This window comes from Micromonospora krabiensis (assembly GCF_900091425.1).
GTDB classification, from domain to species: Bacteria; Actinomycetota; Actinomycetes; order Mycobacteriales; family Micromonosporaceae; genus Micromonospora; species Micromonospora krabiensis.
Genome location: NZ_LT598496.1, coordinates 1,870,197 through 1,895,715, shown reverse-complemented (window position 1 = coordinate 1,895,715; position 25,519 = coordinate 1,870,197). Strand labels below are relative to the sequence as shown.

General features: G+C 73.6%; 17 protein-coding genes. 13 read left to right on the top strand and 4 right to left on the bottom strand.

What is annotated here, in order from left to right:
• The first annotated feature begins 21 nt into the window (after positions 1-21).
• Both GA0070620_RS08450 and GA0070620_RS08445 read left to right on the top strand, forming a co-directional pair.
• Positions 22-2,388 (top strand): glycosyltransferase family 39 protein, encoded by a 2,367-nt coding sequence (locus tag GA0070620_RS08450; protein WP_091589338.1) that lies wholly within the window; start codon positions 22-24, stop codon positions 2,386-2,388.
• Positions 2,385-3,614 carry a glycosyltransferase gene (locus GA0070620_RS08445; protein WP_091589337.1) on the top strand — a complete coding sequence of 410 codons (1,230 nt, stop codon included), beginning with the start codon at positions 2,385-2,387 and terminating at the stop codon, positions 3,612-3,614. Before GA0070620_RS08450 ends, GA0070620_RS08445 begins: the two co-directional genes overlap by 4 nt.
• A 77-nt stretch (positions 3,615-3,691) precedes the next feature.
• On the opposite strand, the gene GA0070620_RS08440 is transcribed toward GA0070620_RS08445, so the two are convergent.
• Positions 3,692-4,546: an arginase family protein gene (locus tag GA0070620_RS08440; RefSeq protein ID WP_157741564.1), complete on the bottom strand. Its 855-nt coding sequence runs from the start codon at positions 4,544-4,546 to the stop codon at positions 3,692-3,694.
• A 61-nt stretch (positions 4,547-4,607) separates the two neighbouring features.
• On the opposite strand from GA0070620_RS08440, the gene GA0070620_RS08435 reads away from it, so the two are divergent.
• Positions 4,608-5,294 (top strand): helix-turn-helix domain-containing protein, encoded by a 687-nt coding sequence (locus GA0070620_RS08435; RefSeq protein ID WP_091589335.1) that lies wholly within the window; start codon positions 4,608-4,610, stop codon positions 5,292-5,294.
• Positions 5,295-5,301: 7 nt separating this feature from the next.
• Here the strand turns inward: GA0070620_RS08435 and GA0070620_RS08430 are convergent, their stop codons facing one another.
• Positions 5,302-5,700 carry a VOC family protein gene (locus GA0070620_RS08430; protein ID WP_091589334.1) on the bottom strand — a complete coding sequence of 133 codons (399 nt, stop codon included), beginning with the start codon at positions 5,698-5,700 and terminating at the stop codon, positions 5,302-5,304.
• Between the two features lie 190 nt (positions 5,701-5,890).
• Here GA0070620_RS08430 and GA0070620_RS32915 point away from each other — a divergent pair, with 190 nt between their 5' ends.
• From GA0070620_RS32915 to GA0070620_RS08415, 4 genes are all read left to right on the top strand, one after another.
• On the top strand, positions 5,891-6,040 hold the full coding sequence (locus GA0070620_RS32915) for a hypothetical protein (RefSeq protein WP_007459587.1): 150 nt from the start codon (positions 5,891-5,893) through the stop codon (positions 6,038-6,040).
• Positions 6,041-6,049: 9 nt separating this feature from the next.
• Positions 6,050-7,474 (top strand): class I SAM-dependent methyltransferase, encoded by a 1,425-nt coding sequence (locus GA0070620_RS08425; RefSeq protein ID WP_091589333.1) that lies wholly within the window; start codon positions 6,050-6,052, stop codon positions 7,472-7,474.
• Complete coding sequence (locus GA0070620_RS08420; RefSeq protein WP_091589332.1) at positions 7,467-9,554, top strand: sulfatase-like hydrolase/transferase; 2,088 nt, start codon at positions 7,467-7,469, stop codon at positions 9,552-9,554. Before GA0070620_RS08425 ends, GA0070620_RS08420 begins: the two co-directional genes overlap by 8 nt.
• Before the next feature lie 153 nt (positions 9,555-9,707).
• A complete protein-coding gene (locus GA0070620_RS08415) occupies positions 9,708-10,991 on the top strand; it encodes a citrate synthase (protein ID WP_091589331.1) in 1,284 nt (427 codons plus the stop codon).
• Between the two features lie 220 nt (positions 10,992-11,211).
• On the opposite strand, the gene GA0070620_RS08410 is transcribed toward GA0070620_RS08415, so the two are convergent.
• Entirely contained in the window at positions 11,212-12,612 is a 1,401-nt protein-coding gene (locus GA0070620_RS08410) for a glycosyltransferase family 4 protein (RefSeq protein WP_091589330.1), read from the bottom strand.
• Positions 12,613-12,941: 329 nt separating this feature from the next.
• Here GA0070620_RS08410 and glgX point away from each other — a divergent pair, with 329 nt between their 5' ends.
• The 6 genes from glgX to GA0070620_RS08375 all read left to right on the top strand — a co-directional run bounded on the left by glgX (position 12,942) and on the right by GA0070620_RS08375 (position 24,717).
• Positions 12,942-15,059 (top strand): glycogen debranching protein GlgX, encoded by a 2,118-nt coding sequence (gene glgX / locus GA0070620_RS08405; RefSeq protein ID WP_091589329.1) that lies wholly within the window; start codon positions 12,942-12,944, stop codon positions 15,057-15,059.
• Between the two features lie 3 nt (positions 15,060-15,062).
• Complete coding sequence (gene treY / locus GA0070620_RS08400) at positions 15,063-17,399, top strand: malto-oligosyltrehalose synthase (RefSeq protein ID WP_091589328.1); 2,337 nt, start codon at positions 15,063-15,065, stop codon at positions 17,397-17,399.
• Positions 17,396-19,129, top strand: coding sequence for a malto-oligosyltrehalose trehalohydrolase (gene treZ, locus GA0070620_RS08395; protein ID WP_091589327.1), 1,734 nt, complete (start codon positions 17,396-17,398; stop codon positions 19,127-19,129). The genes treY and treZ overlap by 4 nt, the downstream gene beginning before the upstream one ends.
• An 84-nt stretch (positions 19,130-19,213) precedes the next feature.
• Complete coding sequence (locus tag GA0070620_RS08390) at positions 19,214-19,786, top strand: MOSC domain-containing protein (RefSeq protein WP_091589326.1); 573 nt, start codon at positions 19,214-19,216, stop codon at positions 19,784-19,786.
• Positions 19,787-20,221: 435 nt separating this feature from the next.
• Positions 20,222-23,362, top strand: coding sequence for a discoidin domain-containing protein (locus GA0070620_RS08380; RefSeq protein WP_091589325.1), 3,141 nt, complete (start codon positions 20,222-20,224; stop codon positions 23,360-23,362).
• Between the two features lie 53 nt (positions 23,363-23,415).
• The gene (locus tag GA0070620_RS08375; RefSeq protein ID WP_091589324.1) at positions 23,416-24,717 is read left to right on the top strand and encodes an alpha/beta fold hydrolase; all 1,302 of its coding nucleotides are present in this window, start codon (positions 23,416-23,418) and stop codon (positions 24,715-24,717) included.
• A gap of 13 nt (positions 24,718-24,730) precedes the next feature.
• On the opposite strand, the gene GA0070620_RS08370 is transcribed toward GA0070620_RS08375, so the two are convergent.
• Positions 24,731-25,489, bottom strand: coding sequence for a hypothetical protein (locus GA0070620_RS08370; RefSeq protein WP_091589323.1), 759 nt, complete (start codon positions 25,487-25,489; stop codon positions 24,731-24,733).
• Positions 25,490-25,519: the final 30 nt, after the last annotated feature.

Here is a 25,519-nt window from a genome sequence, read left to right as displayed (position 1 = left end):
CAGCCACCGAGGGTTGCCGGCATGGACAGAACCGAGACCCTGACCGTGCCCGCCGTCGCCGCAACCGCGCCCCGGCCCACCGGCCGGGATGGTGGATCAGCGCCGCGACAAGCGGCCCAAAGCTGGACCCGTCCGGCCGTCGCGGCGTTGCTGCTCGCCACCGGCCTGTTGTACGTCTGGGGCCTCGGCGCCTCCGGCTGGGCGAACTCCTTCTACGCCGCGGCCGTGCAGGCCGGATCGGTCAGCGCGAAGGCGTTCTTCTACGGCTCGTCCGACGCGGCCAACTCGATCACCGTGGACAAGACGCCGGCCTCGCTGTGGCTGATGGCCCTGTCCGTCCGCATCTTCGGCCTCAACAGCTGGGCGATGCTCGTCCCCCAGGCGCTGTGCGGGGTCGCCTCCGTCGGCGTGCTGTACGCCACCGTGCGCCGCTGGTACGGCCCGGTCGCCGGACTGCTCGCCGGGGCCGTGCTCGCCACCACCCCGGTCGCGACGCTGATGTTCCGCTTCAACAACCCCGACGCGCTGCTGGTGCTGCTGCTGGTGGCCGGCGCGTACGCCACCGTCCGGGCCGTCGAGACGGCCGCCGCGCGGTGGATCGTGCTCGCCGGCGCCCTGGTCGGCCTCGGCTTCCTCACCAAGATGCTCCAGGCGTTCCTGGTGGTGCCGGTCTTCGCCGGCGTCTACCTGCTGGCCGCGCCGACCCGGCCGTGGCGGCGGATCCGGGACCTGCTCCTCGCGGGGCTCGCCCTGGTGGTCACCGCCGGCTGGTGGGTGGCGATCGTCGAGCTGGTGCCGGCCGACGCGCGGCCCTACATCGGTGGCTCCCAGTCCAACTCCATCCTGGAGTTGACGCTCGGCTACAACGGCCTCGGCCGGATCACCGGCGACGAGGTGGGCAGCGTCGGCGGGGGCGGCGGCCGAATGGGCGGCGGGGGACCGTTCTCGGGGCAGACCGGCTGGCTGCGGATGTTCGGTGGTGAGGTCGGTGGTCAGGTCTCCTGGCTGCTGCCGGCCGCGTTGATCCTGCTCGTCGCCGGCCTGCTGGTGGCCGGGCGGGCGCCCCGCACCGACCGGGCCCGAGCGGGGCTGCTGCTGTGGGGTGGCTGGCTGCTGGTCACCGGCGCGATCTTCAGCTTCATGTCGGGCATCTTCCACGCCTACTACACGGTGGCGCTCGCGCCGGCGGTCGGCGCGCTCGTCGGCATCGGCGCCACCCTCCTCTGGCGTCAACGCGCGGCGGCTCCCCGTCCGGCCCCGCACATCGCGTCGACCGCACCGGACGCGCCGGACGGCTCGACGGCAGCGGTCGCTCCGGACGGGACGGCCGACGGCGTGCCCGGTCCGACCGCTGGCGTGGACGGCTCCCGCGTCGACGCCGAAGCGACCGCCGGAGACCGGCGGGCGGTGTGGCGGGCCCGGGCCGCCACCGCCACCCTGGCCGGGGCCCTGGCGGTGACCGCCTGGTGGTCGTGGCTGCTGCTCGGCCGCAGCCCCGACTGGCACCCGTGGCTGCGCACCGCCGTGCTCGTCACCGGGCTCGCCGCCGCGGCCGTGACCGTCCTGGTCGAGCGGCTGCCCCGACGGGCGGTGCCGGTGGTGCTCACCCTCGGTGCGGCCGCCGCCCTCGCCGGACCGGTCGCGTACTCCGTGCAGACCGCCGCCACCGCGCACACCGGCTCGATCCCGAGCGCCGGGCCGGCCGTCGCGGCGGGTCCGGGTCGCGGCGGCTTCCCCGGCGGCCGGATGAGCGGCGGCCCGGACGGCGCCCGGCGCGGCGCCTTCCCCGATGGACAGACCGGCACGGCGGGCACGCCGGGTCGGTTCCCCGGCTTCCCCGGCGGCGCGAACACGGGCCAGGCACCCGGCGGCGACCCGAACACCGGCGCCGCGGGGCAGCTCCCCGGCGGCGCGAACGCCGGCGGCCCCGGCCAGTTCCCGGGCGGCGGCCGGTTTCCAGGCGGTTGGCCCGGCCAGGGCGGTGCCGGCCGTGCGGAGCAGGGCGGCGGCATGGGCGGACTGCTCGACTCCCGCGAGCCCAGCGCGGCGCTGCGCGCGCTGCTGGAGCGGGACAGCGACCGGTACACCTGGGTGGCCGCCACCGTCGGGTCGAACAACGCCTCCGGCTACCAGCTCGCCACCGGCGACCCGGTGATGCCGATCGGCGGGTTCAACGGCAGCGACCCGTCACCGACCCTCACCCAGTTCCAGCGGTACGTCGCCGAGGGGCGGATCCACTACTTCCTCGGCGGCGGCGGCTTCCGGGCCAACGGCGGCAGCTCCGCGTCGTCCGAGATCGACTTCTGGGTGGCGTCGACGTTCGAGGCGCAGACCGTCGACGGCGTCACCGTCTACGACCTGACCAGCGGACGGGAGGGCCGAGCATGAGCCGCTCCCGCGAGGCGCACGCCGTCACCCGGGCCACGCCGGCCACCCCGACCGCGGTGCTGGACGTGGTGGTCCCCGTCCACAACGAGGAGGTCGACCTCGGCCCGTGCGTACGCCGGCTGCACGCCCACCTGAGCACGCACTTCCCGTACCCGTTCCGCATCACGATCGCCGACAACGCGAGCACCGACTCGACGCTGGCGGTGGCCGAGGCGTTGGCCGCCGAGCTGCCGTCGGTCGGCGTCCGGCACCTGGATGCCAAGGGCCGCGGACGCGCGCTGCAGGCCGCGTGGTCGGAGTCGTCCGCGCCGGTGCTCGCGTACATGGACGTGGACCTGTCGACCGACCTGGCGGCGCTGCTGCCGCTGGTCGCGCCGCTGATCTCCGGGCACTCCGACCTGGCGATCGGCACCCGGCTGGCCCGTACCGCGCGGGTGGTCCGGGGCGCCAAGCGGGAGGTGATCTCGCGGGCCTACAACCTGCTGCTGCGCGGCACCCTCGCGGTCCGGTTCTCCGACGCGCAGTGCGGATTCAAGGCGATCCGCGCCGACGTGGCGGCCAGCCTGCTGCCGCTGGTCCGGGACACCGGCTGGTTCTTCGACACCGAGCTGCTGGTGCTCGCCCAGCGGGCCGGCCTGCGGATCCACGAGGTGCCGGTGGACTGGGTGGACGACCCGGACAGCCGGGTGGACATCCTCGCCACCGCGTACGCGGACCTGCGGGGCATCGGACGGCTGGGCCGGGCGCTGCTGACCGGCGCGCTACCGCTGGCCGAACTGCGCGAACAGCTCGGTCGGGCGCCGTTGGCCGCCCCGCCGGCCCGGGTGCCGGTCGGGCTGCCCCGGCAACTGGCCCGGTTCGCCGCGGTCGGCGTGGCCAGCACGCTCGCGTACCTGCTGCTCTTCGTGGCCACCCGCGGGCTCCTCGGGGCCCAGTCGGCGAACCTGCTGGCGCTGCTGCTCACCGCCGTCGCGAACACGGCGGCCAACCGGCGGCTGACCTTCGGCATCTCCGGCCGCCGCCACGCGGGCCGGCACCACCTGCAGGGGCTGCTCGCCTTCGGGCTCGGCCTGGCGCTCACCAGCGGCGCCCTCGCGGCGCTGCACGCGACCACCACCGCGCCGGGCCGTCCGCTCGAACTCACCGTCCTGGTCGGGGCGAACCTCGTCGCGACGGTGCTGCGGTTCGTCCTGCTGCGGCTCGGGATGCACCACCGCCGGACCTGAACGGGCGGTGCCGATCCGACCGCCGGCCACGCGGGTGGGCGGGCCCCACGGGCCCGCCGGCCCGCCGTGCGGTCGGCTCAGCCGCCCAGCACCTCGGCGAGGACCTCGACGACGCGCCGCGCGTGGCGTCCGTCGGGGTCCTCGTCGGCGTTCAGGTCGGCGACGCTCATGCCGAGCAGCCGGTCGGCGCGGACCAGCGGCGTGACCAGGGCGACCAGGTCGGGCCAGCGCAGCCCGTCCGGCTCCGGGTAGGTCACCGCCGGCAGGTCGCGGGGGTCGACCGCGTCGAGGTCGAGGTGCAGCCAGGCGGGGCCGTCGCCGCCACCGGCCAGCGCCGCGCCGACCGCCGCGGGCCCGCGCCGGCGCAGCTCGGCGGCGGGCAGCTGGTGGATCGCCGGGTCGACGCGGGCGGCTTCCCGGCGCCCGGCGTCGTCCGTCGGCGGCCGGTGCCCCAGCAGGTGGACCCGGTGCGGCTCGACCAACGCGCCGTCGACGCCCACGGCGGTGGCGGGGCCGTGCCCGGTGATCACGCTCAGATCCATGTCGGCGCCCTCGCCGGTCTCCGAGGTGACCCCGTCGTAGAAGTCCGGGTGGCCGTCGACGAACCACAGGTCCACGTCGTGTGGCAGGGCGCGGCAGATGCCGGGCAGGATCGCGCAGTCGCCGCCCACCACCAGCGGTCGCCGGCCGGCGGCGACGAGCTCGCCGACCCGCACGGTGATGGCCTCGCCGGCCCGGCGTACCGCCGCGGCGCCGACCAGGCCGCTGTCCGGGTCGCGGGTCGGGTCCCGCATCCAGGCGTCGATCTCGCCCCCGTCGGCCGCCCCGGTGGCGGCGAGCAGACCGGCGCGGCGCAGCGCGGCCGGTGCCCGCTGCTCGCCCCGGCCCCGGCCGGACGAGTCCAGCGGCGCGTCCACCACCACCCACCCCACGTACGCAGGGTATCGGCGCCGTCGCGGTTCGGTGTCGTACCCGCGTGGCAGGCTGTGGCGCATGTACCGGGAGCGTCCCGCGGGCGTCGCCGGCGCGGTCCTGTGGACCAGCGCCAACCCGGGCGGCGCCCGGGCCACGCGGGTGCTGCCCGACGGCTGCGTCGACCTGATCTGGTCCAGCGTGGCCGGGCTGCTGGTGGCCGGGCCCGACCGGCGGGCCTTCGTCAGCGTCAGTGCGCCGGGGGAGCGGTGGGTGGGCCTGCGGTTTCCGCCCGGCGTCGGCCCCGCGGTGCTCGGCGTCCCCGCCGAGGAGCTGCGGGACAGCCGGGTGCCACTGGCCGCGCTCTGGGGCGACCGGGCGGCGGCCGACCTCGTCGAGCGGGCCGCCGACGACCCGGCGGCGCTGCTGCCGGCGCTCGCCGCGCGCAGGCTCCGCGCGGCCGGGGGACCGGACCGGCTCGCCGCCCGGGTCGCGGCCGGGGCGGCGGCCGGCGTCCCGGTCGCCGCCATCGCCGCCGACCTCGACATGGATCCGCGTGTGCTGCACCGCCGCTGCCGACACCTGTTCGGCTACGGCTCGAAGACCCTCGCCCGGATTCTGCGGATGGGCCGGGCGCTCGACCTGGCCCGCGCCGGCACGCCGCTGGCCGAGGTGGCCGCCGTCTGCGGCTACGCCGACCAGGCGCACCTCACCCGCGACGTGCGGGACCTGGCCGGCGTCCCGCCCACCGCCCTGCTCACCGGCTGAGCCGGGCTCACCCCTCGGCGAGCGGGGCGTACAGGTCCACGCCGTTGCCCTCGGGGTCGCGCAGCACGGCGTAGCGCTGGCCCCAGAAGGCGTCCCACGGCTTCAGCTCGCCGTGGAAACCGGCCTCGGTCATCTCGGCGAACCTGCGGTCCACCTCGGCCGGTTCCGCGCAGCGGAAGGCGAGGTTGATCCGCGAGCTGCCGGTGGGCGGCGTCCACCCGGGGCTGAACGAGCGGACCATGTCGACGTGGTCCCACGCGATGCGGACGCCGTCGGTGAGAGTCGCCTCGACGTGCTGTTCCGACTCGGCGCCGGGCGGGATCTCCAGCCCGAGCCGGCGGTAGAAGTCCAGGGTGCGGGCCATGTCGGTGACGAAAAGGCTGAGGAAGTCGAACCGGAGAGTCATGGCGTTCACGGTAGGAGTCCGTCCACCGGCTGTCTTGAACGAAACGGACGGGGGTCGAGTGGACCGTGTGCCCTTCACGGCGACGAGGACCGGCGTACGGTGTCAGACAAGTCCGGCTTTCCGGGTCAAAAGCCTCAGTGCTCTACCGCTCGGGACGTCGGTGTCGTGACGGCGAGGGAAGGAGCGGTCGGTGATCCATCTGGCCTACCTGGACGCGGGATCCGGCAGCCTCATCGTGCAGGCGGTGGTCGGCGGAGTCGCCGGTGCCGCCGTGGCTGCCAAGCTCTACTGGCGGCGGCTGGTCGACCGGTTCCGCCGGCAGCCCACCGACCAACGCTGACCGGCCGGCATGGCGATCTCCCCCACGGGCGTCCGGCCCGAGCCCGGTTCCTTCCGCGACCCGGCCAACCGCGTGTTCCACCTCGGCGACGAGGTGCTGCGCGGCCTCGACGCGCGGGCCGCCGAGGATTGGCGGGCCCTCTCCGGAGCGGACTTCTTCACCGCCCTGCTCGCCGAGGGCAAGGTCTGCGGCACCGAGGCCGTGGACCCGGCCCGGGTGCCGGGCGCGCAGGCGTGGGCGACCGTGCTGCGGCACGAGCGCATCCCGTTCGTGTCCCACCCGTACGAGTGGTCCTTCGGCATGCTGCGCGACGCGGCGCTGCGGCACCTGGAGATCCTCCAGGCCGCCATCCCCGCCGGGTTCACCACCAAGGACGGGTCGGCGTACAACCTCCAGTGGCGGGGTACCGAGCCGGTCTTCATCGACGTCGGCTCCTTCGAGCCGCTGCGCGACGGCGAGCCCTGGGCGGGCTACCGGCAGTTCTGCCAGACGATGCTCTACCCGCTCCTGCTCACCGCCCACCTGGGCGTGCACTTCCAGCCGTGGCTGCGGTCCCGGGTGGACGGGATCGAGGCCGACCAGCTGCGGCCGCTGTTCCGTGGCGTCCGGCGGCTGTTGCCCGGCGTACCGACCCACGTCCACCTGCACGGCGCGATGCAGAGCCGCAACGCGGCCGCCACCACGACCGACGTCCGCGCCCAACTGCGGGCCGCCGGCTACTCGCGGGAGTTGGCGCTGGCGACCGTACGCGGCATCGAGAAGCTCGTCCGGCGGCTCGACCGCACGCCCACGCCCACCCACTGGGCCGACTACCAGCGCACCTGCGGCTACACCGCCCAGGACCGCGCCGGCAAGGAACGGTTCGTCACCGCCGCGCTGACCGACGGTCCCCGGCCCCGCCTGGTGCTCGACCTCGGCGCCAACGACGGCCGGTACTCGCGTCTCGCCGCCGCGCACGCCGACCAGGTGGTCGCCGTCGAGCAGGACCCGGCCGTGGTCGACACGCTGTACCGGGAGCTGCGCGCCGACGGGGAGCGGCGCATCCTGCCGCTGGTGATGGATCTCGCCGACCCGTCGCCGGGCGGCGGCTGGCGGGGCGTCGAGCGGGCCTCCTTCACCGACCGGGCGGGTGCCGACGTGGTGCTCGCCCTGGCCGTCGTGCACCACCTCGCGATCGGCCGCAACGTGCCGCTGCCGGAGGTGGTGGGCTGGCTCGCCAGCCTCTGCGCTCCCGGCGCCCGCATCGTCGTGGAGTTCGTCCACCCGGAGGACCCGATGGCCCGGCGGCTGCTCGCCAACAAGCCCGACGGGCTCTTCCCCGACTACCGGCGGGCGGAGTTCGAACGGCACCTGGCGACCCGCGCCCGCATCGCGCACCGCGAGGAGCTGCCCTCGGGCACCCGCACGCTGTACACGGCGGTCGCGGGTGGCTGAGCCGGCCCCCGTCGGGAACCCACCACCGGTCCCGGACGACCACGCCGCACCCTCCGGCGGCAGCACGTCGGCGGGCGAGCGACGCCGACGCTGGACGGCCGGGGCGCGGGCCGAATGCTTCCGGCTGCTGGAGATCGTGGCGCTGGTCGGGCTGGTCGTCACCCAGCCGCTGCTGGACGTGCTCGGCCGGAGCCCCGACTTCTTCCTCTTCCACCGCGCCGACCGGGAGGACATCCTCCTCCTGGTGGCCCTGGTCGCGGTGGCGCCCACCGTGCCGGTGGCGGTGGTCGGCGGGCTCAGTCGGCTGGCCGGCCGCACCACCCGGGCACTGACCCACACCCTGCTGGTCGGTCTGCTCCTCGCCGCCCTCGCCGTGCAGGTCGGACGACACGGCACGCCGCTGCGGGGCGTACCGCTGCTGGTGGCCGCGGCGGTCGTGGGCGCGGCCGGCGCGGCGGCCCACCGGCGCTGGCGCGCACCCCGCCGCGTGCTGCGCCTGGCCGCCGCCGGTCCCCTCGTCTTCGTCGGGCTGTTCCTGCTGGTCTCGCCCACGTCGGTGCTGGTCCTGCCCCGCGAGTCCGGCGGCGCCGCCGGCACCGCCGCGACCGACGTCCACCCGCCGGTGGTCATGCTGATCCTGGACGAGCTGCCGCTGGTGTCGCTGCTCGGGCCGGACGGGCGGGTCGACGCCGCCCGCTTTCCGCACTTCGCCGAGCTGGCCGGCGGGTCCACCTGGTACCGGGACGCGACCGGCGTCAGCGGCTGGACCCCGTACGCCCTGCCGGCCATGCTCACCGGCCGCTACCCGACCCGGGCCGTCGCACCGCACTACTCCCAGCACCCCGACAACCTGTTCACCGCCTTCGGCGGCCTGTACGACATCCGCGCCGAGGAGAGCATCACCCGGCTCTGCCCACCGAGCCGCTGCGAACAACCGGTCGCCCCGGAGCAGGGGCTCGGCGTGCTGGTCCGCGAGACCAGGACGCTGCTCGGCCAGGTCACCTCCCCACGGGACAGCCGGATCGACCCGGAGGACTCGTACCGTGAGCGGACCGCCGCCGAGGCGGGCCTGGACGCGGCCGAGCCGGTGCCGGACGACCCGAAGTTCCGCTGGGACAGCCTCGACGACAACCAGCCGGCCCGGTTCACCAACTTCCTGGCCGGGCTCAAGCCCGAGCCTCGGCCCACCCTGCACTTCCTGCATCTGCTGATGCCGCACTCGCCGTGGGCCTACCTGCCCTCGGGGGCCCGCTACGACGCGCCCGAGGACCTGCCCAACGACGGCGCCGGCTGGGTCGAGCTGGCTCGGCAACGGCACCTGGCCCAGCTCGGCTACACCGACCGGCTCATCGGCGAGACGCTCCGGAGGCTGCGCGAGACCGGCCTGTACGACCAGGCGGCCGTGGTGGTCACCGCGGACCACGGCGTCAGCTTCACGAAGGGCTTCCAGGGGCGCGGCATGGACGCGATCAAGGCCGCCCCGGGGGAGGTGGCCTGGGTGCCGATGTTCGTCAAGGAGCCCGGTCAGCGCGCCGGCCGCACCGACGACCGCAACTGGGAGCACGTCGACCTGCTGCCGACGGTGGCGGACCTGGCCGGCATCCGACTGCCCTGGCGGGTCGACGGCCGGTCCGCCCGCGCCGCGGCCCGACCCGCAGGGCAGAAGCACTTCTACGACCGGCCGGGGGAGCCCGTCGTCATCCCCGACGGCGTGCCCACGCCACCACCGCTACCGACCCCGCACCCCCTCGTCGGCACCGCCGTGGGGCAGCGGCCGCCCGGCGGTGGCTCGGCGCGGGTCGCCGACCTGGCCGCGTTCCGCGCCACCGACCCGGACACCGGCACGCTGCCGGCGATGGTGTGGGGTAGCGTTCCGGACGAGGTACCCGACGGCACCCTGCTGGCGGTGGCGGTCAACGGGCGGGTCGGCGCGGTCGTGCCGGTGGTGCCGCCCGATCCGGGTGGCCGCCGGTTCTCCGCCCTCCTCGCCGACGACCGGCTCTTCCAGGCGGGCGCCAACCAACTCGACGTCTACCAGATCACCGGCGACGGCGGGTTGCGGCACCTCGCGCTCTCCTGAGCCGGACGCTTCGCGTGTTTCCGAGCCGGGCGGTCGGGAATCAGGTGACGCATACCTCACCGCAGAACCAGGGGGAGCGGTGTCCCGGCGGCCGCGATTACGGTAAAAGCGAAGGCAATTCAACGTAGATTCGCCGGCGAAGCGAGGAACCACATGACGGAAGTCAAGCTCGATCACCCCGGTGGGCAGCTGTCGATGCCGGTGCACCCCGCCGTCGAGGGCCCCGCCGGAATCGGGGTGAGCAAGCTGCTGAAGGAAACCGGGATGACGACGTACGACCCCGGTTTCGTGAACACCGCGGCCTGCTCCTCCGCGATCACGTACATCGACGGTGACGCGGGGATCCTGCGCTACCGGGGTTACCCGATCGAGCAGCTGGCCGAGAAGTCCTCCTTCCTGGAGGTCTCCTACCTGCTCATCTACGGTGAGCTGCCGACCGAGCAGCAGCTGAGCGAGTTCACCGAGTGGATTCGCCGGCACTCGCTGCTGCACGAGGAGATGCGCCGCTTCTTCGACGGCTTCCCGCGGGACGCCCACCCGATGGCCGTGCTGTCGTCGGCGGTCAGCGCGCTCTCGACGTTCTACCAGGACAGCCTCGACCCGTTCGACTCCGAGCACGTCGAGATCTCGACCGTCCGGCTCATGGCGAAGGTCCCCACCATCGCCTCGTACGCCTACAAGAAGTCGATCGGGCAGCCGCTGCTGTACCCGGACAACTCGCTGGGCTACGTGGAGAACTTCCTCCGGATGACGTTCGGCGTGCCGGCCGAGCCGTACGAGGTCGACCCGGTGGTCGCCAAGGTGCTGGACATGCTGTTCATCCTGCACGCCGACCACGAGCAGAACTGCTCGACGTCGACCGTGCGGCTGGTGGGCTCCAGCAACGCCAACCTGTTCGCCTCGGTGTCGGCCGGCGTGAACGCGCTCTTCGGCCCCCTGCACGGTGGCGCGAACCAGGCCGTGCTGGAGATGCTCCAGAAGATCAAGTCCGACGGCGGCGACGTCCGCTCCTTCGTGCAGAAGGTCAAGGACAAGCAGGACGGCGTCAAGCTGATGGGCTTCGGCCACCGGGTCTACAAGAACTACGACCCGCGCGCCGCGATCGTGAAGAAGGCCGCCCAGGACGTGCTCGGCCGGATGGCCAAGCCGGACCCGCTGCTGGACATCGCGATGGAGCTGGAGGAGATCGCCCTCGCCGACGACTTCTTCGTGTCCCGCCGGCTCTACCCGAACGTGGACTTCTACACCGGCCTGATCTACAAGGCCATGGGCTTCCCCACCAAGATGTTCACGGTGCTCTTCGCGCTCGGCCGGCTTCCCGGCTGGATCGCCCAGTGGCGCGAGATGATCAACGACCCGGAGACCAAGATCGGCCGTCCGCGGCAGGTCTACACCGGTTCCGCCGAGCGGGACTACGTCGCCTTCGGCGACCGCTGACCCGTCCGCCGCGTACAGGCCGCCGACCCCAAGAGGTCGGCGGCCTGTCCCGTACCCGCCCCCGCCCCGCCCCCGCCCCCGCCCCCGCCCCGGTGATCAAGAGGTTTGCGTCAGAGAAACGTCTCGATCTGACGCGAACCTCTTGATCACCGCGGAGAGGGCGGGGCAGGGGGCGGGGCAGGGGGGCGGGGCAGAGGGCGGGGGGCAGGGGCGGGGCGGGTCAGCGGAGGTTGGCGGCGGCCAGGAGGTTGCCGGAGGGGATCGGGGGGAGGGACCGGCCCGCCGCCATCCGCTGCTCCGCCCGCTCCGCCGTGAACGACCGATCCTGGGCGACGGCGGCCGCGTAGGTCGCCGCGGTGCGCCGCGCGATCGCCGACCAGCCGTACTGCTCGTGCACCATCGCGCGGGCCCGCCGGGCCAGCGCCCGCGCCCGGTCCCGGTCGGACAGCAGCGCGTCCACCGCCTCGGTCAGCCCGTCCGGGTCCTGCGGCCGGAAGGTCATCCCGGTCACCCCCGGCTCGACGATCTCGGCCAGCCCACCGGTGGCCGACACCGCGAGGGGCGCCCCCGCCGCCGCGCCCTCCAGGGCCACCATGCCGAACGGCTCGTAGATGCTCGGCACCGCGAAGCAGTCCGACGCGGCCATCATCGCGGGCAGTTCCGCGCCGCCGAGGAAGCCCGGCATGCTCACCGCGTCGCCGAGGCCGAGCCGGCGTACGTCGGACTCCAGCTCACCGCGGTACGGACCGTCACCGGCGACCACCAGCCGCAGGCCGGGGTGCCGCTCGCGCAGCCGCGGCAGTCCGGCGAGAAGGTGCTGCACGCCCTTCTCGTAGACCAGCCGACCGGCGAACGTGACCAGCGGGCCGTCGCCGGCGAACCGTGCCCGGGCGGCGGCCACCGCCTGGTGCGGGGCCCGCCACCGCTGCGGCTCGACGCCGTTGGGCACCACGTCCACGCGACCGGCGGGCACCCCGAACAGCCCGCTCACCTCGTCACGCATGTAACCCGAGCACACGATGACCCGGCCTGACTCGGTGCTGAGCCAGTGTTCGACGCCGTGGATGGTGCGGTTCATCTCGTCGGGGAGCCAGCCCTGGTGTCGGCCGGCTTCGGTGGCGTGGATGGTGGTGACCAGGGGCAGGTCGAGGTGCTCGCGCAGGGTCATCGCGGTGTGGGCGACGAGCCAGTCGTGGGCGTGGATGAGGTCGTAGTCGGCGGTGTCGGTGGCGCGGAGGGCGGCGCGGGTGAGGGTGTGGTTGAAGGCCATGGTCCAGGCCAGGAGGCTGTTGGTGGCGAGGGGGAAGGTGACGGGGTCTTCGGCGGCGCGGATGATGCGGACGCCGTCAGCGTATTCCTCCAGGGGTGCGCCGTCGGCGTGGCGGGTGACGACGGTGACGTCGTGGCCGGCGGCGGCGAGGGCGACGGAGAGGGCGTGGACGTGGCGTCCGAGCCCGCCGACGAGCACCGGCGGGTACTCCCAGGACAGCATCAGGATCCGTGAGGCCGGCGGCGGGACGGCCGTCGCGGCGGGCTGCGGGAGCTGGGGGCGGGTCAGGGTGGGCCGGCAGGTGCGGTCCGGGGCGGTGGCGAGCTGCTCGCCGAGCCGCGTGGTGGTCACGTCGATCTCCGTCCAGGCAGGGAGGAACCGCCGACAGCGGTGGCGGCAGGAACGAAGGTGGGTGGGCGGCCGAGGGCCTCGGGACGCGCACGCGCGCGTCCCCGAACCAGGAAAAGCCATCGAGCCGCATCCCGCATCCCGAAAAGCCGTCAGGGTGACGGAAGACACCAGAACCCCCAGCCCGGGCGACACGGGTCGATTCGCCGCACCGGCTGGGAGGATGGATTGGCCGAGCCGGGCGTGGGGCAATACCGCCGTGCACACCGCGCGGCCCGCCGGGCGGTGCGCTCATGGCGCGGTGCGCTCATGATCTGAATCGAGGGAGCGACATGCAGGTCTGGCCAGGCGAGCGCTATCCCCTGGGCGCCACGTACGACGGGATGGGCACCAACTTCGCGATCTTCTCCGAGGTGGCCGACAGGGTCGAGCTGTGCCTGTTCGACGAGTGGGACACCGGCCTGGAGCGCCGCGTCGAGCTGCGCGAGGTCGACGCGTACGTCTGGCACGCCTACCTGCCCGGAATCGAGCCGGGGCAGCGCTACGGCTACCGGGTGCACGGGCCGTACGACCCGGCGAACGGGCTGCGCTGCAACCCCAACAAGCTCCTGCTCGACCCGTACGCGAAGGCCGTCGACGGCGACGTGGTCTGGGACCCGGCGGTCTACGACTACGAGCTCGGCCACCCGGAGCGCATGTCGGAGACCGACTCGGCGCCGTTCGTTCCCAAGTCGGTGGTGGTCAACCCGTACTTCGACTGGGGCAACGACAAGCCCCCACGCACCCCCTACCACCACTCGGTCATCTACGAGGCGCACGTGCGCGGGCTGACCATGCGGCACCCGGGCATCCCGGAGGAGCTGCGCGGCACGTACGCGGGGATCGCCTCACCGCCGATGATCGAGCACCTGACGCGGCTCGGGGTGACCGCGATCGAGCTGATGCCGGTGCACCAGTTCGTGCACGACCACCGGCTGGCCGACCTGGGGTTGCGCAACTACTGGGGCTACAACACCATCGGCTTCTTCGCCCCGCACCACGGCTACTCCGCGCTGGGCCGCCTCGGCCAGCAGGTGCAGGAGTTCCGCGGCATGGTCAAGGCCCTGCACTCCGCGGGCATCGAGGTGATCCTCGACGTGGTCTACAACCACACCGCGGAGGGCAACCACCTCGGCCCCACCCTCAGCTTCAAGGGCATCGACACCCCCAGCTACTACCGGCTCAGCGAAGAGGACCGGCGCTACTTCGTCGACTACACCGGCACCGGCAACAGCCTCAACGTCCGCAGCCCGCACTCGCTGCAACTGATCATGGATTCGCTGCGGTACTGGGTGCAGGAGATGCACGTCGACGGGTTCCGGTTCGACCTGGCGGCCACCCTGGCCCGCGAGTTCTACGAGGTCGACCGCCTCTCCACCTTCTTCGAGGTGGTGCAGCAGGACCCGGTGGTCAGCCGCGTGAAGCTGATCGCCGAGCCGTGGGACGTCGGCCCCGGCGGCTACCAGGTGGGCAACTTCCCGCCGGTGTGGACCGAGTGGAACGGCAAGTACCGCGACACCGTGCGCGACTTCTGGCGCGGCGAGCCGGCCACCCTCGCCGAGTTCGCGTCCCGGATCTCCGGCTCCGCCGACCTCTACCAGGACGACGGGCGCCGCCCGTTCCACAGCATCAACTTCGTCACCTGCCACGACGGTTTCACCCTGCACGACCTGGTGTCGTACAACGACAAGCACAACGAGGCCAACGGCGAGGAGAACCGCGACGGGGAGAGCCACAACCGGTCGTGGAACTGCGGGGTGGAGGGGCCCACCGACGACGAGGGGGTGCTCGCCCTGCGCGCCCGGCAACGGCGCAACTTCCTGGCCACGCTGATCCTCTCCCAGGGCGTGCCGATGATCGGCCACGGCGACGAGCTGGGCCGCACCCAGCACGGCAACAACAACGCCTACTGCCAGGACAGCGAGCTGTCCTGGGTCGACTGGGACGACGCCGACGAGCAGCTGCTGGAGTTCGTCCGGACACTGGTGGCGTTCCGCCGCCGGCACCAGGTGTTCCGCCGCCGCCGCTTCTTCACCGGCCTGCCCGTCGGTGGGCGCGACGTCGACGCCCCGCTGCCCGACCTCGCCTGGTACACCCCGGACGGCCGGGAGATGACCGGCGAGGACTGGGGCAACGACTTCGGCCGCTCGGTCGCGCTGTTCGTCAACGGCGAGGGCATCCCCGAGCGCGGCCAGTACGGCCAGCGCCACCACGACAGCTCGTTCCTGCTCTTCTTCAACGCCCACGACGCGCCCCTGGACTTCACCCTGCCCGGCGGCGAATACGGCCAGAAGTGGGAACGGGTGATCACCACCGCCGAGCCGGAGCCGGACGAGGTCACCGTGCTCAGCGCGGGCGGCACCATCCGGGTGCCGGACCGCTCCCTGGTGGTCCTGGAGAGGACGGTCTGAGACATGTCGGTGCCCCCTCACTCCGACGACACGACGACGGCGGCCGGGGTCGGCGCCACCTACCGGGTCCAGGTCCGCCCCGGCTTCGACCTGGACGCCACCGCCGGCCTCGCCGGCTACCTCGCCGACCTCGGCGTCACCCACCTCTACAGCGCGCCGCTGCTCACCGCCACTCCCGGGTCCGCGCACGGCTACGACGTCGTGGACCACCGGGCGGTCAACCCGGAGCTCGGCGGCGAGGCGGGCCGGCAGCGGCTGCTGCGGGCGCTGCGCACCGTCGGGCTCGGCCTGGTCGTGGACATCGTGCCCAACCACGCCGGGGTGGCCGTGCCGGCGGCGAACCCGGCCTGGTGGGACGTGCTGCGCCGGGGGCGGTCCTCGGCGTACGCGGACTGGTTCGACATCGACTGGGACCGGGGCCGGCTGCTGCTGCCGGTGCTCGCCGACACCGACGACGCCCTGGCCGACCTGAAGGTCGTCGACGGGGAGCTGCGCTACCACGAGCACCGCTTCCCGATCGCCGACGGCACCGACGGCGGTACCGCCCGCGACGTCCACGACCGGCAGCACTACGAGCTGGTCTCCTGGCGGCGGGGCGACACCGAGCTGACGTACCGCCGGTTCTTCGCCGTCTCCGACCTGGCCGGGCTGCGCGTGGAGGACCCGGCGGTCTTCGCCGCCACCCACGCGGAGATCCTGCGCTGGGTCGAGGCCGGCGACGTCGACGGCATCCGCGTCGACCACCCCGACGGGCTCCGCGACCCCGCCGGCTACCTGGCCCGGCTGCGGGCGGCCGCGCCGGGTCGGTGGCTGGTCGTGGAGAAGATCCTGGAGTACGGCGAGGAGCTGCCCGACTGGCCGGTGGACGGCACCACCGGCTACGAGGCCCTGGCCGCGGTCTCCGGGCTCTTCGTCGACCCGGCCGCGGAGGGCGACTTCACCGCCCTGGACGCCCGGCTGGTCGGGCACCACACGTCCTGGGAGGACCTGACCCACGACACCAAGCTGGCCGCCGCCACGCGGCTGCTCGCCACCGAGCTGACCCGGCTCGCCGCGCTGGCCCCCGAGGTGGACCCGCCGGCCGCCCGGGCCGCGCTGGCCGAGCTGGCCGCCGCCTTCCCCGTCTACCGGGGCTACCCGCCGCACGGCGCCCGGCACCTGGCGGCGGCCCGCTCCGAGGCCGGCCGGCGCCGCCCCGACCTGGCCGCTGCGCTGGACGCGGTCACCCGCCGCCTGCGTGACCCCGACGACGAGCTGGCCCGACGTTTCCCCCAGCTCACCGGCGCGGTCATGGCCAAGGGTGTGGAGGACACCGCCTTCTACCGGTGGAGCCGGTTCGTCGCCCTCAACGAGGTGGGCGGCAGCCCCGCCCACTTCGGCGTGCCGCCGGCGGAGTTCCACCGCTTCGTCACCGCCCGCGCGGTGCGCTGGCCCGCCGCGATGACCACCCTGTCCACCCACGACACCAAACGTGGCGAGGACGTCCGGGCCCGGCTGGCCGTGCTCAGCGAGCTGCCGGGGGAGTGGACGGAGCGGGTCACCGGGTGGATGGCCGCCACCGAGCTGCCCGACCCGGCGTTGGCGCACCTGCTGTTCCAGACCGCCGTCGGCGCCTGGCCGATACCTCGGGAGCGGCTGCACGCGTACGTGGAGAAGGCCGCCCGGGAGGCGTCGGTCTCCACCAGTTGGGCCGACCCCGACCCGGTCTTCGAGCGGGCGATGCACGCCCTGGTCGACCGCCTGTACGACGACCCCCGGCTGCATGCCGAGCTGACCAAGTTCGCCGACGAGATAGCCCCCGCCGGCTGGTCCAACGCCCTCGGCCAGAAGCTCGTGCAGCTCGCCATGCCGGGCGTGCCCGACACCTACCAGGGCACCGAGCTGTGGGACAACTCCCTGGTCGACCCGGACAACCGCCGGCCGGTCGACTTCGCCGTACGCCGGGAGCTGCTGGCCCGGCTCGACGCGGGCTGGCGGCCCCCGGTCGACGCCGGCGGGGCGGCGAAGCTGCTCGTGGTCTCCCGGACGCTGCGGCTGCGCCGCGACCGGCCCGACCTGTTCACCGGCTACCGGCCGGTGGCGGCGCGGGGCCCGGCCGGGCCGCACGTGGTCGCGTTCGACCGGGGCGGCGCCGTCGCGGTCGCCACTCGGCTACCGCTGGGGCTGGCCCGCGACGGTGGCTGGCGCGACACGATCCTGTCGCTTCCTGTTCACAACCTGACCGACCTGTTCACCGGGCGGGTCTACAGTGGCGGGGAGACTCGTCTGGCCGACCTGCTGGCCACCTACCCCGTCGCGCTGCTGGCTCCCACCACCGAGTCCGTGGAGGCTGCGTCATGACCGAGTTCACGGTGTGGGCGCCCGATGCCGCCCGGGTCCGGCTCCGGCTCGCCGGTGCCGCCGACCACGAGATGACCGCCGCCCCGGGCGGATGGTGGCGGGCCGAGGTGCCCGAGGCCGCCCCCGGCACCGACTACGCCTTCCTGCTGGACGACGACGACCGTCCGCTGCCCGACCCCCGCTCGGCCTGGCAGCCGCACGGCGTGCACGGGCCGAGCCGGCTCTACGACCACGCCGCCTTCGGGTGGACCGACGACGGGTGGACCGGCCGGCAGCTGCCCGGCAGCGTCCTCTACGAGCTGCACATCGGCACCTTCACGCCGGAGGGCACCTTCGACGCGGCCATCGAACGCCTCGACCACCTGGTCGCGCTCGGCGTCGACCTCGTCGAGCTGTTGCCGGTCAACGCCTTCAACGGTGAGCACAACTGGGGCTACGACGGCGTCTGCTGGTATGCGCCGCACCAGCCCTACGGCGGCCCCGACGGCCTGAAACGCCTGGTCGACGCGGCACACGCCAAGGGGCTGGGGGTGATCCTCGACGTCGTCTACAACCATTTCGGGCCCTCCGGGGCCTACGCGCCGCGGTTCGGCCCCTACCTGGCCGAGCAGAGCAACACGTGGGGCCGCTCGGTCAACCTCGACGGCCCGCACTCCGACGAGGTCCGCCGCTACATCATCGACAGCGTGCTCATGTGGCTGCGCGACTACCACGTCGACGGGCTGCGGCTCGACGCCGTGCACTCCCTGCCGGACACCCGGGCGGTGCCGCTGCTGGAGGAGCTGGCGATCGAGGTCGAGGCGCTCTCCACGCACCTCGGCCGCCCGCTGTCGCTGATCGCCGAGTCCGACCTCAACGACCCCCGCCTGATCACCCCGCGCGAGGCGGGCGGCTACGGCCTGCACGCCCAGTGGAACGACGACGCCCACCACGCCCTGCACACGCTGCTCACCGGCGAACGGCAGGGCTACTACGGTGACTTCGGCTCCCTGGAGACCCTCGCCGAGGTGCTCACGGGCGGCTTCTTCCACGCCGGCACCTGGTCCAGCTTCCGCAACCGGCACCACGGCCGCCCCGTCGACCGGCAGCGCACCCCCGGCCACCGGTTCGTGGCCTACCTGCAGAACCACGACCAGATCGGCAACCGCGCCACCGGCGACCGCATCTCCGCCACCCTCTCTCCCGCGCTGCTGCGGGTGGGAGCCGTCCTGCTGCTCACCGCGCCCTTCACCCCGATGCTGTTCATGGGGGAGGAGTGGGCGGCCAGCACACCGTGGCAGTTCTTCACCTCGCACCCCGAGCCGGAGCTGGCCGCCGCGGTGGCCACTGGGCGGCGGCGGGAGTTCGCCGCGCACGGCTGGCCCGAGGGCGACGTGCCCGACCCGCAGGACCCGCAGACGTTCGCCCGGTCCCGGCTCGACTGGGCCGAGCTGGGCAAGCCCGACCACCGGGAGATGCTGGAGTTCTACCGGCGGCTGATCGCGCTGCGCAAGAGCCGGCCCGACCTGTCCGACCCCCGGCTGACCGAGGTGAGCGTGCAGAGCGGCGACCAGTTCCTGGTGATGCGTCGCGGGGACACGCTCGTCGTGGCCAACCTGGCCGGCCGGGGCCAGGGGATCTCGCTGCCGGGGATGGCGCGGCGGGTGCTGCTCGCCACCGGCGAGGGGGTCACCGTGATGCGCGACCGCATCCAGCTGCCGGCGGAGACGGCGGCGATCGTGGCGCTCTAGGGTCGCTGCCCGCGACGAACGCCGGATCCCGGGTCCCGGGAACTGTTTGGACCCGGCTGGCGTGCGTGGAGCACAGTCGGACCCATGGACGATCCCATCACCGTGCGCCATCGCTCCATGGACGAGATCACGGAGGGGCTGCACCTCGTGCGGCGCTCCCCACGGGGTGCCGGCACCCTGGCGCTGGCCGTACGCCGGCCCGCCGTCGACGCCCGCGAGGTGCTGGCCGTTGCCGAGCTGGACCCCGCCGCCGGGCTGGTCGGCGACAGCTGGAGTCAACGGCCCAGCTCACGGACGACCGACCGGACGCCGCACCCCGACATGCAGCTGAACGTCATCAACTCCCGTTTCGTCGAGCTGATCGCCGGGCCCGATCGGGACGCCTGGGCCCTCGCCGGGGATCAGCTCTACGTCGATCTCGACCTGAGCTTCGACGCCCTGCCGGCCGGTTCACGCCTGGCAATCGGTGACCGGGCCGTCATCGAGGTGACCGACCAGCCGCACAACGGCTGCGCCAAGTTCGCCGCCCGGTTCGGACGTGACGCCCACAAGATCGTCTGGACCGAGGAGGGGAAGCGGCTGCGACTACGCGGTCTCAACGCCCGGGTGGTCGTCGGCGGAACGATCAAGGCAGGCGACCCGGTACGACACGGGTGACGCCGGTGTGCGGCCGTCGTCTGTCCGGGTCGGCGTGACGGGCGTCGTCTCAGTGCAGGCTGGAAGGCCGTCAGGCTGGTCCGGCGCGATGGCACGTCCGGGAATCCGCGTAGCCACACGAACTGGTCGGGTCGGTCGAGGTCGCGGAACTGGCCCAGCACGGCGATTCCCAACTGCTCCTGGCTCTCCACGAATTCGCGGTCGAACAGGTCGATCAGCTCGTCGCGGTGTCCCTCACGCAGGGTGTAGCGGCGCAGTTCGACGATCACGCGAGGATCCCTTGCAGAATGTGTCTGGCGGCCGTCGTGAGCCGAACCCGACCCCGTTGGCGCCGACCGCGCGGCGACGGGTGGCCCCGCCCCTTGACATCCGGGGAAGATCATCGGAGCCTGTGGAGGGCGAGACAACGTTGTCAACTGGGAGCGAGGCCAGCACATGTCCGATTTCGAGTTGAGTCGCAGGCGACTCCTCATCCTCGCCGGTGCCCTCGGCGGCGGCCTCGCCATCGCCTCGCCCGCCGGCCGCGCTCAGGCCGCGCCGGTCGCGCCCACGCCGCCCGTCGCGGCCACCGACCCGGTCGCCGCCACCTACCACGCGCTGCTGCTCGCCCACACACGATGGTCGGAGCAGCAGTGGGATCCGGCGCTCAACGCCTACCGCCTCGCGGACTTCCGCTTCGCCGTCGTCCTCGGCAACGCGGTCCTGCTCACCTCACCCGGATACGACGCGGCAGCCGCCGGCGTCGATCGGGACACCCTGCACAGCCGTACCGTCGCCACCATCCGACGGTACGCGGCCACCAACCGCCTCGCCGGCGGCACCGAGTGGGGCCAGCGGCTCTTCTGGGACAGCACCTTCGAGCTGTACTTCATCCTGGCCGCCCGGCTGCTCTGGGCCGACCTGGACGAGGCGACCCGCACCAACGTCGACCGCATCGCCCGCGGGCAGGCCGCCTACGCGTCCGACCTGGGCACGGGTAACGACCCCCTCAGTGGTGACTGGACGCCGAACGGCCTCACCGGTGGCTGGATCGGTGACACCAAGCTCGAAGAGATGGGCGTCTACGCCCAGGCGATCGCGCCCGGCCTGGCCTGGGCGGCGGACGACGACCGCGCCGCCGGGTGGCGCGAGCGGTTCCTGACGTGGACGATCAACGCGACCGGACTGCCCCCCGCCGACCGCGCCAACCCCGCCGTCGTCGACGGGCGGGCCGTCGCGGAGTGGAACACCGCCCACAACATCCACGACTCCTTCCTGGTCGAGAACCACGGCTCCTTCGGGCCGCACTACCAGGAGGAACTCTGGCGTACGGCGGGCCGTACCGCCGCGCACTTCCTGACCGCCGGCCAACCACTTCCCGAGGCCCTCACCCGGCAGCCCAACGGCGCTGAGCTGTGGCGGACCATGCGACTGATGGCCAGCGACGCCGGCGAACCATTCATGCCGATGGTCGCGGACCGCTACCACCTGTACGGCCGCGACGTCCTGCCGCTGGCCTTCCTCGCGCAGGTCCAGGGCGACCGGCACGCGGCCCGGGCCGAGGCGGACCTGGCCGACCGTCTCATGCCCTACCTGAACTACCCGCCCGAGGACCGGCTCACCAAGTTCAGCGGCGAACCGAAGTACGAGCCGGAGGCGCGGGCCGAGGTCGCGATCAGTTACCTCTTCCACGCCTGGCGGGCAGCCAACGGCGGCGTCGTCGAGCCGGTCGACAGCACCACGTTCTTCACCGCGGCCGCCGGCACCCGGGATTTCGGGGCCCAGGCCGGCCTGACCGCCCAGCAGACCGCCACCGCCTTCGCCGCGGCGGTCAGCAAGACCGGGTTCGTGTCGTTCCTGTGGGCCCCCGCCCACGACAACTGGTTGTTCGACACTCGGGCCGCGTCGCTGCTGCCGAGGCAGTCCGCGCCCGTCCTCGGCCGCACCTCCGCCGCGTACACCGTGGCCCGCGACGGTGTCGACGCCACCGCCACCGTCCTGCGCGTCGCCGGCGGAACCGCCGGATACGTCACGCTCCCCACCGGCACGGTCGTGTACGCCACCACCGGCATCGCCGCCGACGAGGGCGTCCTCACGCTGTTCAACCTGGACATGCCCGGCGTGCCCGGGCTGACCGGCACCCGTACCTTCACCGGCGAGCAGGGGTCGGTCACCCTGGCCGGGCAACAGGGCCTCGGCGACGGCGGAACCGACCAGATCAGCTTCCCGTCCCGGTCGGCCCGGTGGGTGCGGATGCTCGGCCAGACCCCCGCCACGCAGTACGGCTACTCACTGTTCGCGCTCGCCGTGCTCGACGCGCGGGGCGTCGACCTTGCCGTCGGCCGACCCACCACCGCCTCGTCGGCGGACCCGGCCTACCCCGCACGGAACGCCACCGACGGCAGCGCCGGAACCCGCTGGGCCGTGGCCCGTGAGGAACGCGCCCGCCCGGACAGTTGGCTCGCCGTCGACCTGGGCGCGCCGACGGACATCAGCGGCGTACGCCTCGACTGGGAGGCCGCCTACGGCACCCGGTACGTCGTCCAGACCTCGCTCGACGGCGCCACCTGGAGCGACGCGGCGGTGGTGCCCGACCGCCCGACCATCGCCGGCTCCTGGCTGGACGTCGACGGGCGAGCCGGCCTGGTGGTCCACAACGGCCAGAACCCGATCACCGTGACCGCCACCAACGTCACCCTCTCCAGCGGACCGGCCGCCGGCAGCACTCGGCTGATCGTCGAGGGGTACGCGGACGCGAACCGGTCGGCCCTGGCCGCGGCGGCGTCCCGTGCGCTGCCCAGCGGCGGGCCCGAGGCGTTGCGGGTCAGTGACGCGGACGGATACCTCAGCCTGTTCAACCTGTCCGACGACGACATCACGGCGGCTCCCGTCACGCTCCCGCAGCCCACGACGCTGCGCCTGTACCACGGCAGCCAGGTCACCGGATCGGGCACCACCGACTACCAGGTCGACGTCGCCGCCGCCACCGCACGCGTCGAGCCGCCCCGGTTCACCGTGACCCCGGTAGCGCCCACGAAGGTGATCCCCAGCGGGACCCGCTTCGACGTCACCGACTCCCACCACCTCACCGTCACCGCACCCGCCGCGAGCAAGGTGCAGGTGCAGGTGCAGTGCGTCGCCGGCGGTGCCACCCGTCGGGTGACCGTACCGGCGGGCCACAGCCGCGACGTCGAGTTCGCCGGCGCGCCGGTGACGCCGAGCCGCGACCTCGCCCGGTCCCGGACGACCTACCCGACGTCGCCGCTGCCGGCCGGGATGACCGACCCCTCGGCCGCCGTCGACGGCGACCCGCGTACCTCCTGGGAGCCCGGCCCCACCGGCCGGATGGTGGTCGACCTCGGAACGCAACGGGAGCTCGCCTCGCTCCACCTGACCTGGACCCCCGGTCGGCGGCGGCCGGTCACCGTGGCGGTCTCCGCCGACGGTCTCGACTACGTCGAGGTCGCCTCCGTCCCGCGTCCGCGCCCGGAGACCGACATCGCCGTCCAGGCCGCCGGGCGCTATGTGGCGATCGCGGTAGGCGACTGGCGGCACGGCGATGCGGGGCTGACCCACGTGGAGGTCTTCCCGGCCTGATCCGTCACGGCGATCCGACCACGTTCCAGGCCAGCACGTCCGAAAGGCGACCCGTGCCCACCTACCGCCAGCCCGGCACCGTCCTCACCGACTACCGCTTCACGGTGCCGCTCGACCACGCCGACCCCGGCGGCGAACAGATCGAGGTGTACGCCCGGGAGGTCGTGGCCGTCGGTCGGGAGCACGACGAACTGCCCTGGCTGCTGTTCCTCCAGGGCGGTCCCGGTAATCGGTCACCGCGCCCGGAGGGCCGGGGCGGCTGGCTGGGTCGGGCGCTGGACGGGTACCGGGTGCTGCTGCTGGACCAGCGGGGCACCGGCCGCTCCACCCCGGCGAACCGGCAGACACTGCCGCGGCGCGGGGACGCGGCGGCGCAGGCCGACTACCTGGCGCACTTCCGGGCCGACTCGATCGTGCGGGACGCGGAGCTGATCCGGCGGGAGCTGCTCGGCGAGGACGAGAAGTGGAGCGTGCTCGGGCAGAGCTACGGCGGCTTCTGCACCCTCACCTACCTGTCGTACGCGCCGCAGGGGCTCCGCGAGGCCTTCGTGACCGGGGGCCTCGCCGGGCTGCGCAGCACGGCGACGGACGTGTACCGGGCCGCGTACCCCCGGGTGCAGCGGAAGGTCGAGGCCCACTACGCCCGCTACCCGGAAGACGTCGAGACGGTCCGCGCCGTCGTGCGGCACCTGCGCGAGCGGGAGGTGCGGCTGCCCGGGGGCGGGCTGCTGACCGCCGAGGCGTTCCAGGCGCTGGGCAACATGCTGGGCACCAGCAACGGTTCACACACGCTGCACTACCTCGTCGAGGACGCCTTCCTGGCCGGCGACGAGCTGTCCGACACGTTCCTCGCCCAGGTCCAGGGTCACCTCTCGTACGCGAGCGCCCCGCTCTACGCGGTCCTGCACGAGTCGATCTACGGCCAGCGTTCGGCGTCCCCGGCGGCCACCGGCTGGGCGGCCGAGGCGGTGCGTGCCGAGTTCCCGCGCTTCGACGTCGACGCGGCGCTGGCGGAGGACCGGCCGGTGCTGCTGACCGGCGAGATGATCTACCCCTGGATGTTCACGACCGACCCGGCGCTGGCCCCGTTGCGGGAGGTCGCGGACCTGTTGGCGCGGCGCGAGGACTGGCCGGACCTGTACGACCCGGCGCAGTTGGCCCGCAACGAGGTGCCGGTGGTCGCCGCCGTCTACCACGACGACATGTACGTCGACACCGCCGACTCGCTGGCCACCGCCGGCGCGGTGCGCGGCCTGCGCACGTGGATCACCAACGAGTACGAGCACGAGGGCCTGCGGTCCAGCGGTGGCCGCGTCCTCGACCGGTTGATCCGGATGGCCCGCGAGGAGATCTGAGGACCCGGGGCGCTCACAGCGGTGGCGGGCACCGGTCGGGCAGCGTGACCAGGCCCGGCTGGTGGGTGAACGTCGACAGGGTGAACCACTCGTCCAGCGCGGGGTCGAAGAGGTTCTGGAAGCCGAACTGCAATCCCTGCCACCACCGGCTCGGATCCGACCGGTCGACGTAGACGTCGCCCAGCGCGATGGGGAACCGGAACTGCTCGCCCGGCACGGTGGAGCCGCCGACGACGCCGACCCGCCAGTGGTCGACCTGGCGGTCGCGGTCGCCCTGAAGGATCTCCGGCCCGACGTAGCGGGAGGTCTTCAGGAAGTCGTTGAGCATCTGTCGGTTGAGGAAACCGACCCGGTCGCAGGAGCGCGGCGGCTCCAGAGGGATGTTGGGCCACTTGTAGGTGAGGGTGTAGAGCGTGTTCCGGTAGATCAGGTTGGTGAACCAGATCGGGTGGTCCGGGCCGCCCGCGGTCATCTGGCTGTCGCCGCCGCGTCCCTGCCAGGTGAACGGGACGTCGACCCCGAGATCCCGGACGACGTACCGGCCGGTGGCGCGGAAGTCCGCCGGGATCAGCGGCGGTCGGGGCTCCTCCGGCGGCCGGGGTGGCGTGGGCCGTTCGCCGTGGGTCACGGACCCCGCCGGCGCGGTGTCGTCCGCCCCGGTCGGCCGGGAGTCCGGTGGGGCGCCGGCCGAGTTCGGTCCGATCGCGCCGAGGGCGACCACGCCGGCGGCGACCACGGACACCAGGGTCCGAAGGGTACGGGTGCGTGCCATCTGCCCTCCACACATGAAAGTGACCGACAG

What these genes read in the sequence shown, in the direction of transcription:
- GA0070620_RS08380 (WP_091589325.1), top strand. Translation starts at nt 20,222, where the DNA reads ATGTCCGATTTCGAGTTGAGTCGCAGGCGACTCCTCATCCTCGCCGGT.
- GA0070620_RS08450 (WP_091589338.1), top strand. Translation starts at nt 22, where the DNA reads ATGGACAGAACCGAGACCCTGACCGTGCCCGCCGTCGCCGCAACCGCG.
- GA0070620_RS08435 (WP_091589335.1), top strand. Translation starts at nt 4,608, where the DNA reads ATGTACCGGGAGCGTCCCGCGGGCGTCGCCGGCGCGGTCCTGTGGACC.
- GA0070620_RS08445 (WP_091589337.1), top strand. Translation starts at nt 2,385, where the DNA reads ATGAGCCGCTCCCGCGAGGCGCACGCCGTCACCCGGGCCACGCCGGCC.
- treZ (WP_091589327.1), top strand. Translation starts at nt 17,396, where the DNA reads ATGACCGAGTTCACGGTGTGGGCGCCCGATGCCGCCCGGGTCCGGCTC.
- GA0070620_RS08415 (WP_091589331.1), top strand. Translation starts at nt 9,708, where the DNA reads ATGACGGAAGTCAAGCTCGATCACCCCGGTGGGCAGCTGTCGATGCCG.
- glgX (WP_091589329.1), top strand. Translation starts at nt 12,942, where the DNA reads ATGCAGGTCTGGCCAGGCGAGCGCTATCCCCTGGGCGCCACGTACGAC.
- GA0070620_RS08370 (WP_091589323.1), bottom strand. Translation starts at nt 25,489, where the DNA reads ATGGCACGCACCCGTACCCTTCGGACCCTGGTGTCCGTGGTCGCCGCC.
- GA0070620_RS08390 (WP_091589326.1), top strand. Translation starts at nt 19,214, where the DNA reads ATGGACGATCCCATCACCGTGCGCCATCGCTCCATGGACGAGATCACG.
- treY (WP_091589328.1), top strand. Translation starts at nt 15,063, where the DNA reads ATGTCGGTGCCCCCTCACTCCGACGACACGACGACGGCGGCCGGGGTC.
- GA0070620_RS08430 (WP_091589334.1), bottom strand. Translation starts at nt 5,700, where the DNA reads ATGACTCTCCGGTTCGACTTCCTCAGCCTTTTCGTCACCGACATGGCC.
- GA0070620_RS08425 (WP_091589333.1), top strand. Translation starts at nt 6,050, where the DNA reads ATGGCGATCTCCCCCACGGGCGTCCGGCCCGAGCCCGGTTCCTTCCGC.